General features: G+C 33.9%; 21 protein-coding genes. 11 read left to right on the top strand and 10 right to left on the bottom strand.

Annotated features, from left to right (window positions below; all coding sequences use genetic code 11):
• The 3 genes from hisA to hisIE all read left to right on the top strand — a co-directional run bounded on the left by hisA (position 1) and on the right by hisIE (position 2,148).
• A complete protein-coding gene (hisA, locus tag D778_RS07330) occupies positions 1–732 on the top strand; it encodes a 1-(5-phosphoribosyl)-5-[(5-phosphoribosylamino)methylideneamino]imidazole-4-carboxamide isomerase (RefSeq protein WP_007649233.1) in 732 nt (243 codons plus the stop codon).
• A 1-nt stretch (position 733) separates the two neighbouring features.
• The gene (hisF, locus tag D778_RS07325; protein ID WP_007649232.1) at positions 734–1,489 is read left to right on the top strand and encodes an imidazole glycerol phosphate synthase subunit HisF; all 756 of its coding nucleotides are present in this window, start codon (positions 734–736) and stop codon (positions 1,487–1,489) included.
• Between the two features lie 62 nt (positions 1,490–1,551).
• Entirely contained in the window at positions 1,552–2,148 is a 597-nt protein-coding gene (gene hisIE, locus D778_RS07320) for a bifunctional phosphoribosyl-AMP cyclohydrolase/phosphoribosyl-ATP diphosphatase HisIE (RefSeq protein ID WP_040491812.1), read from the top strand.
• Between the two features lie 36 nt (positions 2,149–2,184).
• On the opposite strand, the gene D778_RS07315 is transcribed toward hisIE, so the two are convergent.
• On the bottom strand, positions 2,185–2,622 hold the full coding sequence (locus D778_RS07315) for a hypothetical protein (protein WP_007649230.1): 438 nt from the start codon (positions 2,620–2,622) through the stop codon (positions 2,185–2,187).
• Positions 2,623–2,720: 98 nt separating this feature from the next.
• Here D778_RS07315 and D778_RS07310 point away from each other — a divergent pair, with 98 nt between their 5' ends.
• The 5 genes from D778_RS07310 (at position 2,721) to D778_RS07290 (ending at position 5,864) form a co-directional block, all read left to right on the top strand.
• The gene (locus D778_RS07310) at positions 2,721–3,503 is read left to right on the top strand and encodes a tRNA pseudouridine synthase A (RefSeq protein WP_007649228.1); all 783 of its coding nucleotides are present in this window, start codon (positions 2,721–2,723) and stop codon (positions 3,501–3,503) included.
• Between the two features lie 160 nt (positions 3,504–3,663).
• The gene (locus D778_RS07305; protein ID WP_007649226.1) at positions 3,664–4,170 is read left to right on the top strand and encodes a Dps family protein; all 507 of its coding nucleotides are present in this window, start codon (positions 3,664–3,666) and stop codon (positions 4,168–4,170) included.
• Between the two features lie 140 nt (positions 4,171–4,310).
• Positions 4,311–4,514, top strand: a complete 204-nt coding sequence (locus tag D778_RS07300) for a hypothetical protein (RefSeq protein WP_007649224.1) — start codon at positions 4,311–4,313, stop codon at positions 4,512–4,514.
• A gap of 45 nt (positions 4,515–4,559) precedes the next feature.
• A complete protein-coding gene (locus D778_RS07295; protein ID WP_007649223.1) occupies positions 4,560–5,108 on the top strand; it encodes a hypothetical protein in 549 nt (182 codons plus the stop codon).
• Between the two features lie 78 nt (positions 5,109–5,186).
• A complete protein-coding gene (locus D778_RS07290; RefSeq protein WP_007649221.1) occupies positions 5,187–5,864 on the top strand; it encodes a DUF2461 domain-containing protein in 678 nt (225 codons plus the stop codon).
• On the opposite strand, the gene D778_RS07285 is transcribed toward D778_RS07290, so the two are convergent.
• Both D778_RS07285 and D778_RS07280 read right to left on the bottom strand, forming a co-directional pair.
• Positions 5,857–6,303 carry a GreA/GreB family elongation factor gene (locus D778_RS07285; protein WP_007649219.1) on the bottom strand — a complete coding sequence of 149 codons (447 nt, stop codon included), beginning with the start codon at positions 6,301–6,303 and terminating at the stop codon, positions 5,857–5,859. The two genes, D778_RS07290 and D778_RS07285, sit on opposite strands and share 8 nt — an antisense overlap.
• A 3-nt stretch (positions 6,304–6,306) precedes the next feature.
• Positions 6,307–6,708 (bottom strand): hypothetical protein, encoded by a 402-nt coding sequence (locus D778_RS07280; RefSeq protein WP_007649217.1) that lies wholly within the window; start codon positions 6,706–6,708, stop codon positions 6,307–6,309.
• A 183-nt stretch (positions 6,709–6,891) separates the two neighbouring features.
• Here D778_RS07280 and D778_RS07275 point away from each other — a divergent pair, with 183 nt between their 5' ends.
• Positions 6,892–7,287 (top strand): acyl-CoA thioesterase, encoded by a 396-nt coding sequence (locus D778_RS07275; protein WP_007649215.1) that lies wholly within the window; start codon positions 6,892–6,894, stop codon positions 7,285–7,287.
• On the opposite strand, the gene D778_RS07270 is transcribed toward D778_RS07275, so the two are convergent.
• Together D778_RS07270 and D778_RS07265 are read right to left on the bottom strand one after the other, a co-directional pair.
• The gene (locus D778_RS07270; RefSeq protein WP_007649213.1) at positions 7,280–8,527 is read right to left on the bottom strand and encodes a mechanosensitive ion channel family protein; all 1,248 of its coding nucleotides are present in this window, start codon (positions 8,525–8,527) and stop codon (positions 7,280–7,282) included. The two genes, D778_RS07275 and D778_RS07270, sit on opposite strands and share 8 nt — an antisense overlap.
• Positions 8,527–8,817, bottom strand: coding sequence for a DUF3817 domain-containing protein (locus D778_RS07265; RefSeq protein WP_007649211.1), 291 nt, complete (start codon positions 8,815–8,817; stop codon positions 8,527–8,529). The genes D778_RS07270 and D778_RS07265 overlap by 1 nt, the downstream gene beginning before the upstream one ends.
• Before the next feature lie 232 nt (positions 8,818–9,049).
• Here D778_RS07265 and D778_RS14175 point away from each other — a divergent pair, with 232 nt between their 5' ends.
• The gene (locus D778_RS14175; RefSeq protein ID WP_007649209.1) at positions 9,050–10,396 is read left to right on the top strand and encodes a T9SS type A sorting domain-containing protein; all 1,347 of its coding nucleotides are present in this window, start codon (positions 9,050–9,052) and stop codon (positions 10,394–10,396) included.
• A 302-nt stretch (positions 10,397–10,698) separates the two neighbouring features.
• Positions 10,699–11,160 carry a cold-shock protein gene (locus tag D778_RS07255; RefSeq protein WP_007649207.1) on the top strand — a complete coding sequence of 154 codons (462 nt, stop codon included), beginning with the start codon at positions 10,699–10,701 and terminating at the stop codon, positions 11,158–11,160.
• Between the two features lie 60 nt (positions 11,161–11,220).
• Here the strand turns inward: D778_RS07255 and D778_RS07250 are convergent, their stop codons facing one another.
• The 5 genes from D778_RS07250 to D778_RS07230 form a co-directional block, all read right to left on the bottom strand.
• Entirely contained in the window at positions 11,221–12,060 is an 840-nt protein-coding gene (locus D778_RS07250) for a restriction endonuclease (RefSeq protein WP_007649206.1), read from the bottom strand.
• Positions 12,061–12,072: 12 nt separating this feature from the next.
• Positions 12,073–12,915, bottom strand: coding sequence for a phospholipase A (locus D778_RS07245; RefSeq protein ID WP_238307609.1), 843 nt, complete (start codon positions 12,913–12,915; stop codon positions 12,073–12,075).
• A 165-nt stretch (positions 12,916–13,080) separates the two neighbouring features.
• Positions 13,081–13,494, bottom strand: a complete 414-nt coding sequence (locus D778_RS07240; RefSeq protein ID WP_040491808.1) for a hypothetical protein — start codon at positions 13,492–13,494, stop codon at positions 13,081–13,083.
• Between the two features lie 5 nt (positions 13,495–13,499).
• Positions 13,500–14,249 carry an LOG family protein gene (locus D778_RS07235; protein WP_007649202.1) on the bottom strand — a complete coding sequence of 250 codons (750 nt, stop codon included), beginning with the start codon at positions 14,247–14,249 and terminating at the stop codon, positions 13,500–13,502.
• A gap of 10 nt (positions 14,250–14,259) precedes the next feature.
• Positions 14,260–15,381: an ABC transporter permease gene (locus D778_RS07230; protein WP_040491806.1), complete on the bottom strand. Its 1,122-nt coding sequence runs from the start codon at positions 15,379–15,381 to the stop codon at positions 14,260–14,262.
• Positions 15,382–15,394 lie beyond the last annotated feature (13 nt).

Genomic DNA, 15,394 nt, shown 5'->3' with positions numbered 1-15,394 from the left:
ATGAGAATCATACCAGCAATTGATATTATAGATGGAAAGTGCGTAAGACTCACAAAAGGGGATTACGACACCAAAAAAATATATAACGAAAACCCTTTGGAAGTGGCCAAACAGTTTGAAGCTGCAGGCATAGAATACTTGCACTTAGTGGATTTGGATGGAGCTAAAGCTCAACATATCGTCAATTATAAGGTTTTGGAGCAAATTGCATCCAAAACCAACTTAAAAATAGATTTTGGAGGAGGTATTAGAGCCAATGAAGATTTACATATAGCCTTTAATTCTGGAGCAAAACAGATTACAGGAGGAAGTATCGCAGTTAACGATTCCAAAACTTTCGAGGGTTGGCTGGAAAAATATGGAGGCACAAAAATTATTCTTGGGGCAGATTGTAAAAATGAAAAAATAGCCATCAGTGGTTGGCAAGAAGAAAGCACTTTGGAAGTAATTCCTTTTATTAAAAACTATCAGAAAAAAAGCATCCAATATGTTATTTGTACAGATATATCCAAAGATGGCATGTTGGAAGGGCCTTCTATAGATTTATATAAAAACATTATTAATTCCTGTTCCAATAGTAACGGTCAAGCCATAAAACTAATAGCTTCTGGAGGAGTTTCCTGTATAGAAGACATTAATTTGCTGGAAGATATTGGCTGTGAGGCAGTTATCATCGGGAAAGCCCTCTACGAAGGAAAAATCAGACTTAAAGATTTAGAAACCCACGTTTAAAATGCTTACAAAAAGAATTATTCCGTGTTTGGATATTAAAAATGGACGAACAGTTAAAGGTGTCAATTTTATTGATTTAAAAGATGCTGGAGACCCAGTGGCCTTAGCGAAATTGTATGCAGAAAATGGTGCCGATGAACTTGTTTTTCTTGATATTTCTGCAACAGTGGAAGGCAGAAAAACCATTTTTGAACTGGTATTACAAGTAGCCGAACAAATTAATATTCCTTTTACTGTTGGTGGAGGCATTACTTCCATTGATGATGTGGCTAAGCTATTAAAATGTGGAGCCGATAAAGTATCATTGAACTCCTCGGTAATAAAGCGTCCAGATTTAATCAACGAATTAGCTGCTAAATTTGGCAGTCAATGTATTGTAGTTGCAATAGATGCAAAACTAATTGATGGACAATGGATGGTTCATCTTGCTGGAGGACGTATTCCTACCAAATGGAATTTGTTCCATTGGGCAAAAGAAGCAGAAAATAGAGGTGCAGGTGAAATCTTGTTCACCTCCATGAACAACGATGGAACCAAAAAAGGCTTTGCCAATAACGCTTTAAAAAAACTTTCCGAAGAATTGAATATTCCCATCATAGCATCTGGTGGAGCAGGAAACCCTCAACATTTTATTGATGCCTTTCAAAAAGGAAAAGCAGATGCAGCTTTGGCTGCCAGTGTATTTCATTTTGGTGAAATAGATATTTTAGATTTAAAAAAAGAATTGAAAAAAAACAATATTGAAGTAAGACTTTAGTGCCCTTTAAGATATTCAGTCTTATTGGGAGACAACATATTTCAGCTTTACAGAATATAGACATGAAAATTGATTTTGATAAATATAAAGATGGCTTGGTGCCAGCCATTGTTCAAGATGCTTCCACCAACAAGGTGTTGATGTTGGGATTTATGAATCAAGAGGCTATAAACAAAACCAATAAGTTGGGAAAAGTGACCTTTTATAGCAGGAGCAAACAGCGTTTATGGACCAAAGGGGAAGAAAGTGGGAATTATTTGAACTTAGTGAGCATGCTGTTGGATTGTGACAATGATGCTTTACTTGTAAAGGTGAACCCCTCTGGACCTACCTGTCATAAGGGAACAGATACCTGTTGGCAAGAAAAAAACACAGAGTCCTTCGGGTTTATTTCTCAACTTGAAGATATAATCAAACACAGAAAAGAAAATGGGAAGCCTGAGGATTCTTATGTAGCTTCCTTATTTGATAAAGGTATCAATAAAATAGCCCAAAAAGTAGGAGAGGAGGCAATAGAAGTCGTGATAGAAGCTAAAGATATCAATGATAATTTGTTTTTAAACGAAAGTGCCGATTTACTGTTTCATTATCTAATTTTATTGCAGGCCAAGGGATTTCAATTACAAGATGTGATAAACAAATTGAAACAAAGGCATTAGAATGATCCAATGCCTTTGTGAAAATTTCATGTTGCATTAGGAAATCCAGTTTCTGGTAATACTTTTGTTGGAAAACATAATTAGGTACACTCCAATAATAAGTACCATTATTGGCATGATCATACCTCCAGGACCATATACTTCCATAACGTCGCTCATAAATAAGTTATAGCTCATTTGTACCACGATTCCAATTAAAGAAATAATAAAAAGGGTTTTAGCTATTTTTTTTCTCAGTAGCAAGGTGATGGATGCCAATGCACCTCCAAATACAGCAATGGCAAAAGCAGCAGTAACCCATGCAGGCACATTGGCATATAGCGCTTGTTCGGTTTCTGGTAAGGCTGCCAGGTCAGCATCTGTCATGTAGGCTTGTCCTAGGTAAGCCATAACACCCATAAGGTTCCAGATTAAAGCAACAATACTTACTATCCAAAACCATAATGGTGGTTTGTTTGTTGAAATGTCTGTCATAAATTGGTTTGAATTAGTGGTTAATAGAATTACAAGGTATAAAAAATTTGGCAGTTGTTTAAAATGGATTATTTTCGACAATCAAATCAAGCAAAGCCGTGTTCAATAAAAAATATTATTACTTAATAAAAGTTCAATATTTAGGGTACCGTTTTCATGGTTGGCAAAAACAGCCAAAAATTAAAACGGTTCATTTAATGATAGACAGGACCTTAAATTTTATTTTTGAGGGTAAACGTTTTAAAACTTTGGGATCTGGAAGAACAGACGCCATGGTTTCGGCGCAGGAAGCTGCTTTTGAGCTGTTTGTTTATGAACCCTTAGAAGATTTGAAAGGTTTTTTGGCTTTGTTTAACCATAATTTACCACAAGATATTCGGGCTCTTTCGGTTCGGGAAGTAGATGAAAATTTTAATATTATCAATCATGCCAAAATTAAAGAATATCTATATGTGTTTGCCCATGGAGGAAAATACCATCCATTTTGTGCCCCAATCATGACAACCATTCTGGAAGAGTTGGATGTTGAACTTATGAAACAAGGTGCCAAATTGTTCGAGGGTTGTCATAATTACAAAACCTATTGTTATAAAGCAACCAATAATGGTATATACGATAGAGAGATCCTTACTTGCGAAATTGTTGAAAATACCTTGTTTACTGCCAATTTCTTTCCGGAAACATCTTACATGTTGCGTGTTAGGGGACAAGGTTTTATGAGAAATCAAATTAGGCTCATGATGGGAGCTTTAATAAAACTTGGTAGAGGCGATATTTCTTTAGAATATATAAAAGCAACTTTAAAACCAGAAAGCACCGAAGTTATGGATTATATTGCTCCAGCTTCCGGTTTGATTTTAAACGACATCGAATTTCAATAAGCTACATCGCACCTCTGGAATCCCTAATAATTTTAACACTTCAAAATTTCTTTAACATAATTTAAGTTAATTAAAACTTAAATCCGTTAAACCTTGTTAAACAACTTGGTAATGTGCTTCTAAGCCATAGTTTATATAGTGAACCAAAAAAATATAACACATGAGCTATTTAAACATGCAAGACGAAAAATTATTACCAGTAGTAATGGAACTAAACAACCTACTGGCAGATTACCATTTATACTATCAAAAATTAAGAAGTAATCATTGGAATATTTTGGGTAAAAATTTCTTCGATTTACACAATAAGTTTGAAGAACTTTATACAGATGCAAGAGTGAAGATTGATGAAATTGCAGAACGCATTCTTACCTTAAGATACCATCCTATGAGCAAGTATAGCGATTATCTTAAAGTTTCCTCCATTAAAGAAGCCTCAGCTCTACAAACTGATAAAGAAATGGTTTTGGATATTATAAACGATCATAAAATACTTTTAAAACAAATGAATTTGGTTATAGAAAAAGCAGATGCAGTAACCGATGAAGGTACCATAGATTTGATTGGAGCTTACATTCGCGAACTTGAAAAATCCAGTTGGATGTTGGATGCTTGGAGTAAGGAATCCACAGATACCCTTAAGGAAAATGTTATGGAAGCCTCTTAAACCACTTCAAAAAACTTAAAATGTGTTATTTGAGTTAAGATGTTTTTCTTTAAAGCTAATCCAAATGCATATTTTATATCATATTTGTATATAGAAATTTGATAATCAATTTTTTAAGTATAACCATAAAATTTATAATCATGAAAAGAATCTTATTGATATTTGCCCTTTTATTTTCATTTGCAACCGTGTTTACCAGTTGTAGAGACAAAAAAAAAGTAGACGAACAAATTGAAGAAACAATGGACGAAGTAGGAGATGATGTTGAAGAAGCTGCAGATGAGGTTGGCGACGGCATAGAAGACGCTGCAGACGAAGTTGAAGATGCAGTAGATGGCAACTAAACCCAAGTCCAGTAAAGATTTAGTAACCTTTAAAACCATAAGAAAATGAAACATTTAATATATATAGCTACATTTCTAGTGCCTACCGTGTTTTTTGCACAGGAAAAGCCTACAAATGTATCTGAAGAAACCACAACCAAAACCGTTACAGTAGATGATGGAAGGGAAGTGGTAGAGAAAAAAGTAAAAGTAACAACACGGGAAGAACAACAAATTAAATTGGCTGAAAGTGATAAACACAAAGTAAATCAAGATGTTGTGGATTCCCCTTCAAAAGTGACACAAACCATTGAGGTGGACAACGACATGGATCCCTTTTACGATTCCAAAACCAAGTCTGTTTATTACACCTATAACGACGATAACTATATCTTTAAAAGAAATGATAACGGATTTATCGTATCGGAAGTAGGAGCAGATGCTGGAATGAAATATGGTCATGGAATGAGTACCAGCAGAGCCAACAACTATGTGTTCAGCTCTAAAGACTATAATGGTATTGGGTATTTTGATGCCAACAACAATTTTATAGTTGAGTATTACGATGCTGATAGCAATGCCATTGTTAAGAAAGTATTTAAAATGACCAGATAATACTTTTTAAAACACTAAAGAAAAGTCCTGCAATATAGCAGGACTTTTTTGTACCTTTAACTTAAAATACATTAAAGCATGAAGCCCATTATTTTTGAAGACTTGTTCAGTTTTTTAAACAAACTCGAGAAAAATAACAATCGCGATTGGTTTCATGCACATAAACAGGAATTCAAACAAGTTGAAAAGCAAACCAAAGCCTTTTATAACTTGGTGTTGGATGCCTTGAGAACCCACGACGACATAGATAAACTTAAATTATTTAGAATTTATAGAGATGTGCGCTTTTCTAAAAACAAACAACCTTACAAAACCCATTTTGGAGGGTCGTTCCACAGAAGAAAACCAGAATTGAGAGGTGGTTACTATTTGCATTTGGCTCCCAACAATCAATCGTTTATTGCTACTGGTTTTTGGGAACCCAATAAAGCGGACTTGCTTAGGATTAGGAAGGAATTTGAGATGGACGATACGGAAATAAGACAGATAATTTCAAATAAATCGTTTAAAAATGTTTGGGGAGATCTTGTGGGAGATGAATTGAAAACAGCTCCAAGGAATTTTGATAAAGACCATCCTGCAATAGATTTGATTCGTAAAAAACAATATATTTTCACTAAAAAGTTCACAGACCAAGAAGTGCTTTCTTCAACGTTCCTTGAAGAGGTCAATACATCCTTTAAAGCGGTAAGACCTTATTTTGATTATATGAGTGACGTGCTTACAACCAACTTAAATGGCGAATTGCTTATTTAATATCTGTAATGGTAAACGTATTGTTGTTAAAAACAATAACATCTCCCACAACTTTGTTTTTAAGCAGTTGCCCAATGGGAGAACCTAGAGAAATACTAAAATAGTCTGAATCATCAAGTTCAATTTTGCCCATACTTATGGCAATAAAAAAATGATTGGAGGTGGTTTTTACCAAACTTCCTAAAACCACATTGGTATTCATTGTTTTTGGGTTGATTACATGTAAGGTGTCCAGCATTTTTTTGGCATCGTTTAAATACTGCAAATTCAACTCTAAGTCATTAAACAGTTTTCCGTTGCCAGAATCGTCACCTTCATCATTTGCTTTATCATTGCTCTCAATAGATTCCTTTATGGTTTCTATTTCGTCTTTATAACTAGCAATACGCTTGTTTACATAGCTGTAACACGCTTGTAATAATTGTTCTTTTACCTTCATATCTTACACAAAGATAGGATGAAAAACTTGAATATTGCTAATTAATTTTTCTTTAACCAAATGCATCATACGTTTGTTTAAAGCTGAAGAATTGGTAATGTAAAACCGATATTCCTCGACCGTAAACTGCCCAATAACCATCCCTTTTAAGGAGTTTCGGAATTTCATGTCTTTTTGGATGGCATTTTCTATGTAATCTATTTGTTTTTCAACCGATAAACCAAAAAATACATTTTTATGCTTGTTGACATAATTTTTAAAAACTTCAACAAATAAATCTCCTTGAAGTTTTATTATGGGTCTTAAAGTAGCGTTTTGAAAACGCTCGTCATCGCTCATGGAATCTGAAAACAAAGCTGAAGAGATTTGAGGACGACACTCTAATAGGTCTGTAGATCTGTTCATTTTATAAGTTTTCTTAAATTTATAAATATTGACATGGAAATTTCATGGAACCCATTTTCAATATTAACAGGGTTATTAACAAATAGAGAAAAAGCATATGCACATAGAAGTAAATAATGTCCTTTTTGCAGTTATCATGCTATTATTAGGTATCTTTGAAAGACCCTAAAAAACAGATTTAATATGAGATTCCATACAAGAAAATGGGTAAAACCCGAAGATTTAAACCCAAACGGCACTTTGTTTGGTGGCCGTTTGTTGGCTTGGATAGACGAAGAAGCTGCTTTATACACAAACATTCAATTGGAAAATTCTAAAATTGTGACAAAGTATATTTCTGAAATTAACTTCAATAGCTCTGCAAAACAAGGGGATATTGTTGAATTGGGAATGAGCGTTGTGAAATTTGGAAAAACATCCATTACATTAAATTGTGAGGCACGAAACAAAATGACCCGAGAAACCATTTTAACAGTAGATAATATTGTGATGGTAAATCTAGATGAAGAAGGCAAACCAACACCTCATGGAAAAAAGAGGTTGGAATATGTTAAAGACAGGTTGAAAAAAACTACGTAGTGAACTTTGGGAAATCGGTTGGGTATTCAAATAGCTCCAATTCAAAATACGGCACAGCAGAAATGGCATGATCAAAAATATCAGACATGATGTACTCGTAGTTTTCCCAACGTTTATCGCTACTAAAAGCATAAATTTCCAAAGGCAACCCATGAGGTGTAGGCTCCAATTGCCTAACCATGATGGACATGTCTTTGTTAATGGCTGAATGATTTTGAATGTAACTTAACAAATACTTTCTAAACACTCCTAAATTGGTCATGTTTCTCCCGTTTATCAAGGTGGATTTATCTACATTGTGAGTGTCATTATAACTTGTAATGTCTTTTTGTCTCTGGGTTAAATAATCAGAAATCAACTCTATTTTTTTAAGCGCTTCTATTTGTTCATCCTTTAAATAGTGTACACTTTTCGCTTTTAAAACCAACGCACGTTTAATACGTCTTCCTCCAGAAGATTGCATGCCTCTCCAGTTTTTAAAGGAATCTGTTAAAATAGCATAGGTAGGAATGTGTGTAATGGTCATATCGAAATTTTGAACCTGAATGGTAGACAGGTTAATTTCAATAACATCTCCATCTGCACCAAACTTTTCCATGGTAATCCAATCCCCAATTCTAACCGAATCGTTTATGGATAGCTGAATACTGGCTACAAAACCCAGAATGGTGTCTTTAAAGATTAACAATAAAACAGCAGATGCAGCACCAAGAGTTGTAAAAAACTTGATAAAGGACAGATCTATTAAAATGGCAAGACAGGAAGCAATACCTATAATCCATACAAACAACATGGCTACCTGTATGTAACTGTCTATGGGTTTATCCTTTAATCGTGGTAAGGTTTTAAAATAGGATTCAAAGGTTTTTAAAAGACTTTTAATGATCCAAATGGTTAAGAATACTCCATAAACCTTTAAAATGGTTACTATGTAGCTTTCAAAATGTGGAAAATCGTAAAATACAACAGGAAAAATCTTAATGGTAATAATTAAGGGAACTATATGAGCAATGTTCCTTGGTGCTTTATGGTTCACCAATAAGTCGTCGAAATTGGTTTTGGATTTAGCTGAGAATTTAGTGAACGCATTTACCAATATCCTGCGTGCAACATAATCTGTAATGTAAATAACAACAGCCAAAATAAGTACCAAACATAGCATGTTTAGATACTTTGCTGCTGTTTCAGAAACCTGAAGCGAAACAAAATAATCGTAAAAAAAACATTGCAATTCGTTCATTAGGATACTTGTTTTAAATAAACTTTATCTATATAAAAAGTTCCAAAAGGTATTATGGATGCTGCCAAAACAAACAACAAAGATTTAGATTTCCATTTTAATTTTGAACCTAAAACAATGGCCAAAATAATATAGGCCACAAACAAAAGTCCATGTGGCATGCCCAGCATTTTTACATATTGTGGATCGTTGCCAAAATATTTAATTGGCACTGCTATAAACAACAATAATATATAGGAAATCCCTTCTAAAAGCGCCACTAGTCTAAAAATGTTTAATAATGAAAACATATGCTTATTATTTTAATTGGCAAAAATACAATACCAAAGATAAATTATAGCATTTTTAAAATGTTTTTAACGAATGGAATTTTAGCTTAAAAAAATACTTATAGAAGTAAAAAACAGTAAGTTATCGGAAAAATTTAAATCATAACGATAAAATGATTGCTCATTTTATTATTGTAATACCTTTATATCATAATTATGTAAGCAACCAATATTAAAAACTAAACACTAAAATATGCAACCTACCATTAAAGGCATATACAAACAGGTTATACCATCTTTTATCTTACTTTTATTTTTTGGTCAGGTTAATAGCTTTGCCCAAGCTACAACAGCTGTTCCAGATACGAATTTTGAACAGGCCTTGATTAACCTGAACATAGATACCAATGGTCTAAATGGAACTATCTTGAATAGCGATGCAGTAGGTATTTACTATCTAAACGTAAGCAATCAGTATATTCAAGATTTATCAGGTATTGAAGCGTTTACAAGTTTGAAAAAATTAAATTGTTCTTACAACCTTTTAAGTAGCTTGAATATTTCCCAAAATAGCCACTTGGAAGAACTCAATGCCAATGACAATAATATCAATTCCATAGATTTAAGTCAGAATACCAAATTACATAAAGTACAAATAAGTGCAAACCAATTAACTGCCATAGATGTTTCTGCTAATTTTAGTTTGGAAGAATTATCGGTTAGCTTAAACAATTTAACTGCTTTGGATGTGTCAGGCAATTCAAGTTTGGAGTTTTTAGGATGTTATGCAAATCAATTAGAAACTTTGGATCTTTTAAACAATTCACAATTAAAATATTTACATGTGGATTTTAATGCATTGGATGAACTGGATGTATCACAAAATTTTAATTTAAAAACACTGTCTTGCAGTAACAACAATTTAAACAACTTACCTATTGCACCAAATACAGAACTTAGCTATTTGGACTGTAGAAACAACAATCTTACCAACTTGGATATTGTTACCAATACCGATTTAAAAAGATTGTTTATTAGTGATAACAATATCAGTGAAATAGACCTCTCCAATGCTCCAGGATTATTGTTGTTTTATGCCAGATTCAATAATTTAGTTTCCTTGGACATTTCAAACAATTCCTATTTACAATGGATAAAATGTGAAGGCAATAACTTATCCATGGTCGATTTTAGAAATGGCAATAATAGCCATATTTCAGAATTTGTAATGTCACAAAACAACAATTTAAGTTGTATTTATGTGGATGATGCCGAAGCAAGCTTTCTCGATAATTGGATCATAGACGATGTAAGTGCATTTGTGGAGAACGAATCGGATTGTGAAGCATTATCGGTTTATGAAGCAAATGAATTTACTTTTCAAATGTTTCCAAATCCAGCCACAGAACAAATTACTGTTTCCATTAAAACCAAAAATGCCACTTTCGAGTTATACTCCATTAAAGGACAATTGATTCATAGCCAAAAATTAAGTTTTGGTACCAATTACGTACCATTAAATAAATTAAGCTCTGGGTTGTATTTGGTTAAAATAATGACTGAAAGTACATCAGAGACCAAAAAACTTCTGCTTAATTAAATCTGTCGCTTAAATTTACAGGAAAGCTACTGTAAAATGTTTCTATACCACTGCGTAGCTTTACAATGAACAGAGAGATTATTTTGAGGCTTCCAAAAAAGACAGGCCATTCTTTAAATAAATTAAAATGAAAGCCTTATCTTTGTAGGAGTTAGAGAAGATATACCTAATTGCATAACACAGGTATTGCATATCATATCTTTAGGTTCTTTAATAATTTACATGGTTCTTATCGAAACATTCGTTTAGTATTTTAACTTCTTCTTATGCAATACATTATCAATTAATTTTTAAAACAACGAATGGCAAAATCACAACAAACATTTAATAAAAGTGAAAAAGAAAAAAAGCGTTTAAAAAAACGTGAAGATAAGCGTAAGAAAATGGAAGCCCGTAAACTTGAAAAAGAAGAAGGAGGGAACGAAGGTATCCAGTTTGCTTATGTGGATTACAATGGGAACCTAACCGATACTCCTCCAGACCCATCCATGAAAGTAAAAGTAGATGCCGAAAGTATTGAGGTGTCCATCCCAAAGCGCGACGACAGCGAAGTTGAAGCTTTTGATCCTGTAAGACAAGGTAAAGTTTCGTTTTTTGATAACTCTAAGGGATTTGGGTTTATTTTGGATTCAGAAAATCAAGAAAAATACTTCTGTCACGTCAGTGGTTTGATAGATGATATACAAGAAAACGATAAAGTTTCTTTTGAGCTTGAAAAGGGCATGAAAGGCATGAATGCCGTTCGAGTGAAACTAGTGGAATAAACAGAATTTCAATTTGCATGTGTAAATCCCATCAATTTATTTTTTGATGGGATTTTTTAATTATAAATGGCATAGCTTTTCAACCTCATTTAAAACACGTTGCATTCTAAGCTCTGAAATCCCAATTTTTTGCATGGTTTTTTTTCCGTGTTTTAATTCTTTTACTAAAATTATGTTTTCGTCCATTAACAGATGCTTTTCCTTCTTGGTCAAGGTTGTTAAAGCTGTTACAGGGTAAAGTGCCAAGCTATCTATATTCGCTTTTAAGCCATTGTTTTTCGGATAGTCCCAACTTAACAAAGTCAACCCAATGCACCTGCCATAGTTTATGGCATCTTCGGTAAACCTGGTGTTGGTAACCAACCAACCTTGTTTTAAGTGGGTCTTGTTATTTGGATTGCTGTTCCATTGCTTTTGTATGTCCAGAAACCTGGAATTTATGTACAAAGGTACTTTTACGTTACTGCTGCCTTTGGGATCTGAATGAAATTTACATTCTATGGCATACACAAAGCCCTCTTTTTCTGCCAAAACATCTATCTCATGGGTAACACATTCCCCATTTAAAATCACGCTCACTTGGGTTTGAAAGCCTTTTTCCTTTAGCAAAGCTCCTACCAGTCTCTCAAAAGGGTAACCTGTAGGTCCCAAATCGAAAATGGCACGCTTTAAACTGTATCGGGAAGCAGATATTTTATTGTGTTTTTTTAATAATGCAAAGGCTTTTTTATAGATGCTGTTGGACGACATGCCATCATAGACCTCCTTTTGTATTTTCGCCACTATGGTATCAACGGTGTCTTTGTTTGCTCCAGAAGAGAGCAGCGATTGGCGTAATTTTTCAAATTTAAACAGCTCTGTTTCACCATTGCTTTTTTGAATAAAAATTTGTCTTTCCATAAGGTACTGTTTTTAAAATCTTAAAATCTCTGTCATTATACCAAGCCTGATCACAGAGACCTGATGTTGAAAATAGATGTTGTAATAATCCATACCATGATAAAACTGAATGAAAAACCCAATATCTTCAAAAAACTTGGGATGGTAATAAAAAGTAAGCTTGGCGTTGATCCTATCTAAATCAAACATCTTTAAATCGTTGTAATTATCCAGCATAAATACGGTTTCTGCCTTCAAGGAAAATTTGGCCCTGTCCTGATTGGCAGCTCTGTTGATGGGAAATTTAAGGGAGGTAAAGGCATTGTGCCACCTTAAACCACTATACAGCCCTTGCAGTTCTTTCTGCATCCAATATTTTGGGTGAATTTCAAAAGAACTTTTAAAGGACTTAAGGGCTTTTAATTTTTTACTGTAACCTGTTTGAATGAGGCCCAATTCTATAAAATTGGTTGAAAAATTCCCGGACTCTAAATTTATGGAACCATCGTCCCTGTAAAAATCGCCATCCTGTCCATTGGAATGATGCGCAAGTCGGCCAAACAACACTGTATATTCTAGTATGTTTTTCTTGTTTAAAAGATAAAACGCCGAAATTTGAGGGATGTAACTTGGGGTTCTTATGGGAAAAGATTCTTCGTTGTACATTCTTAAAATTATCTGTGGCGTTAAAACAGCCATCAATTTGGAATCTTTTCGTTTCCTGATAACAAACGAAGGGTTGATATTGGCTTCGAACAACAAAGGTTCTATATTCCCTATATCTGTGGGCAAGGTTATATAACTGTCACTTTGATTGATTAAGGCTACCTTTTCCAGGGTAAGTTTGGGCAAAAGGGAATCGGTTTCCTGTGCCATGAAATGGAAAGGGGTTATGGTAACAGATATCAATATAAGGATTCTATACAACATCACTATTTATAAATTGCTTTAATTGTTATGCTGGTATCTTTTTCGATGTTAAGGTTAAATTATGCTTGTTCTGTTGGACAATAACAAATAGGTTTGTCATTAAAACGAAACTTATGACGACCGTTTTTTCCATTGGGATTTATTGAGTTTAAAATAAGCTATAATTGAAAAAGTAAGGGTGAACATCATTCTAAATAGCATTGCAGTTATGGTTTTTGTTTCATAAATGCCTCCATTTTTAATGTGAAACAGTAAAACCACAAACCCAAGTATTAAAAGGACCAAAGCTGATAGCAACACATAAAAGGTCCATGTTTTACTTTTAACAAATCCGTAAACAGCCAAGAGATATAAAAAGCTACAAATAAAATTGATCCAAACAATAAAAAGCACATAATTGCCTTCTTTGGCTCTTATATTAAACCAATCGAAAATAACCGAACTGCTCATGAACAATGTAAGTAAAGCAAATATGAGCAATATGATGGCGCTTAGCATAGAAACTGTAATCATGTTTTTTTTCATAAAAGTTATGTTTTTGTTTTACGTTCTCCCAACCACCATTTTGGTCTGTCCTTTTGGTTGATCAACCCAAATTTTTTAATGGCGTGAGATTCAATATGTGTTATCACTTCAGCAACAGAATCCGTAACAAACAACAACTCCATATCTTCAGGGCTGATGCTCTCATTTTTTGCCATTAATTCAATGTGTTCACATAATTCCTTGTGATATTCTGAATCGAAAATAACCACAGGGAAATTTTGAATAACTTTGGTTTGGATTAGGGTTAACGCCTCAAAAAGCTCATCTAACGTACCAATTCCTCCAGGCATGATTACAAAAGCATAAGAATACTTTACCATTATAACTTTACGTATAAAGAAGTAAGGAATATTTATCCATTTATGAAGATACGGGTTTGGTTTTTGCTCAAAGGGTAAAATGATGTTGCAACCAACCGAATAGCCACCAGCTTCAAAAGCACCTTTATTTGCAGCTTCCATAATGCCAGGACCACCACCTGTCATCACAGTAAATCCCAGTTTGGACAATTCTGCCCCAATTTTTTCAGCATGTTTATAATGTTCAGATTCTTTGGTAAATCGTGCAGAACCAAAAACGGTAACACAAGGCCCAATAAAGTGCATTTTTCTAAAAGCATTTATAAAATTGAAAAACACCTTAAAAGCAAAGGTCAGTTCTTTGAATCGCGATAAAGGCCCTCTTACAAACAAGGATTCGTCTGTTGCAAGTTTAAAGTTTTTTTGGCGTTTCATGATAGTAAGTTTAAGTGGTTTTTTTATAGCTCCAAACAGCCAGGCCATTCATTATAATTGCATAAACAAGGGTTTTAACAAGTTGGGGAAGTATGTCCACAAACCCAGAACCTTTTAGCATAACCATACGCATCACTTCAACAAAATACTTAATAGGATTGAATTCCGTTAGGGTTTGTGCCCATCCTGGCATGCTTTCAATAGGTGTGAACAAACCACTCATTAAAATAAAAATAACCGTAAAGAACCAAGCTATGAACATGGCTTGTTGTTGTGTATCTGTAAAATTGGAGATAAACAAGCCCATACCAAGTATCACTAAAATATAAATGGAAGTATAAAAATACATGAGCAACAAATCCCCAATCATGGGAACATTAAAAATAAGTTTTGCAATAATTAAACCTATGGTCAACAATCCCATTCCAATTACCCAAAATGGAAAAAGTTTTCCTATAATAAACTGACTTTTTTTGATAGGAGTAACATTTATCTGCTCTAAAGTGCCAATTTCTTTCTCTCTTACGATATTCATTCCAGAAAGGAACAAAGTAATCATGGTAACCAGTAACACTAAAATTCCGGGAACCATAAACGTTTTGTAGTTAAGGGTTTCATTATACCAAAACAGTGGAATGCTGGTAATGGTTACAGGTTGGATTTGGGCATCTGAAACCTGCATTAAATCTGTTTTAATTTGTTTGTTGTAACTCTGTACGATTTGTGTAACATATACGTTTTCAACACCAGCTGCAGCTCCATCAATGGCATTGATGGTAACCCCTAAACTTGCTGTTTTGTTTTTTTGTAAATCGCGTTCAAAATGTGATGGGATTTCCAGGAAAACATCCACTTCTCCTTTCAGCATAGCAGAACTTGCTTGAGTTTCTGATGGAAATACAGTAAGTACATCAAAATAGGTGGATGCTTCAAATTTATCTATCAAAGCCCTGGAAGACGCGCTATGGTCATTGTCTATATAGGCAAATTTGATGTTTTTAACTTCAAAGGTTGCTGCATTGGACAATATGATGAGTTGGAGTAGTGGTAACACAAAAATAATAGGTAACATGCCTTTATTTCTAAAGATTTGCTTAAACTCCTTCTGTATAATGTATCTTATTGTTTTCATATATTTTCCACAA

Source organism: Xanthomarina gelatinilytica (assembly GCF_000348685.1).
Taxonomy (GTDB): Bacteria; Bacteroidota; Bacteroidia; order Flavobacteriales; family Flavobacteriaceae; genus Xanthomarina; species Xanthomarina gelatinilytica.
Note: the sequence above shows the minus strand (reverse complement) of the source record. Positions and strands in the feature narration are given on the sequence as shown.

What these genes read in the sequence shown, in the direction of transcription:
- hisA (WP_007649233.1), top strand. Translation starts at nt 1, where the DNA reads ATGAGAATCATACCAGCAATTGATATTATAGATGGAAAGTGCGTAAGA.
- hisF (WP_007649232.1), top strand. Translation starts at nt 734, where the DNA reads ATGCTTACAAAAAGAATTATTCCGTGTTTGGATATTAAAAATGGACGA.
- hisIE (WP_040491812.1), top strand. Translation starts at nt 1,552, where the DNA reads ATGAAAATTGATTTTGATAAATATAAAGATGGCTTGGTGCCAGCCATT.
- D778_RS07315 (WP_007649230.1), bottom strand. Translation starts at nt 2,622, where the DNA reads ATGACAGACATTTCAACAAACAAACCACCATTATGGTTTTGGATAGTA.
- D778_RS07305 (WP_007649226.1), top strand. Translation starts at nt 3,664, where the DNA reads ATGAGCTATTTAAACATGCAAGACGAAAAATTATTACCAGTAGTAATG.
- D778_RS07300 (WP_007649224.1), top strand. Translation starts at nt 4,311, where the DNA reads ATGAAAAGAATCTTATTGATATTTGCCCTTTTATTTTCATTTGCAACC.
- D778_RS07295 (WP_007649223.1), top strand. Translation starts at nt 4,560, where the DNA reads ATGAAACATTTAATATATATAGCTACATTTCTAGTGCCTACCGTGTTT.
- D778_RS07290 (WP_007649221.1), top strand. Translation starts at nt 5,187, where the DNA reads ATGAAGCCCATTATTTTTGAAGACTTGTTCAGTTTTTTAAACAAACTC.
- D778_RS07285 (WP_007649219.1), bottom strand. Translation starts at nt 6,303, where the DNA reads ATGAAGGTAAAAGAACAATTATTACAAGCGTGTTACAGCTATGTAAAC.
- D778_RS07280 (WP_007649217.1), bottom strand. Translation starts at nt 6,708, where the DNA reads ATGAACAGATCTACAGACCTATTAGAGTGTCGTCCTCAAATCTCTTCA.
- D778_RS07275 (WP_007649215.1), top strand. Translation starts at nt 6,892, where the DNA reads ATGAGATTCCATACAAGAAAATGGGTAAAACCCGAAGATTTAAACCCA.
- D778_RS07270 (WP_007649213.1), bottom strand. Translation starts at nt 8,527, where the DNA reads ATGAACGAATTGCAATGTTTTTTTTACGATTATTTTGTTTCGCTTCAG.
- D778_RS07265 (WP_007649211.1), bottom strand. Translation starts at nt 8,817, where the DNA reads ATGTTTTCATTATTAAACATTTTTAGACTAGTGGCGCTTTTAGAAGGG.
- D778_RS14175 (WP_007649209.1), top strand. Translation starts at nt 9,050, where the DNA reads ATGCAACCTACCATTAAAGGCATATACAAACAGGTTATACCATCTTTT.
- D778_RS07255 (WP_007649207.1), top strand. Translation starts at nt 10,699, where the DNA reads ATGGCAAAATCACAACAAACATTTAATAAAAGTGAAAAAGAAAAAAAG.
- D778_RS07250 (WP_007649206.1), bottom strand. Translation starts at nt 12,060, where the DNA reads ATGGAAAGACAAATTTTTATTCAAAAAAGCAATGGTGAAACAGAGCTG.
- D778_RS07245 (WP_238307609.1), bottom strand. Translation starts at nt 12,915, where the DNA reads ATGGCACAGGAAACCGATTCCCTTTTGCCCAAACTTACCCTGGAAAAG.
- D778_RS07240 (WP_040491808.1), bottom strand. Translation starts at nt 13,494, where the DNA reads ATGAAAAAAAACATGATTACAGTTTCTATGCTAAGCGCCATCATATTG.
- D778_RS07235 (WP_007649202.1), bottom strand. Translation starts at nt 14,249, where the DNA reads ATGAAACGCCAAAAAAACTTTAAACTTGCAACAGACGAATCCTTGTTT.
- D778_RS07230 (WP_040491806.1), bottom strand. Translation starts at nt 15,381, where the DNA reads ATGAAAACAATAAGATACATTATACAGAAGGAGTTTAAGCAAATCTTT.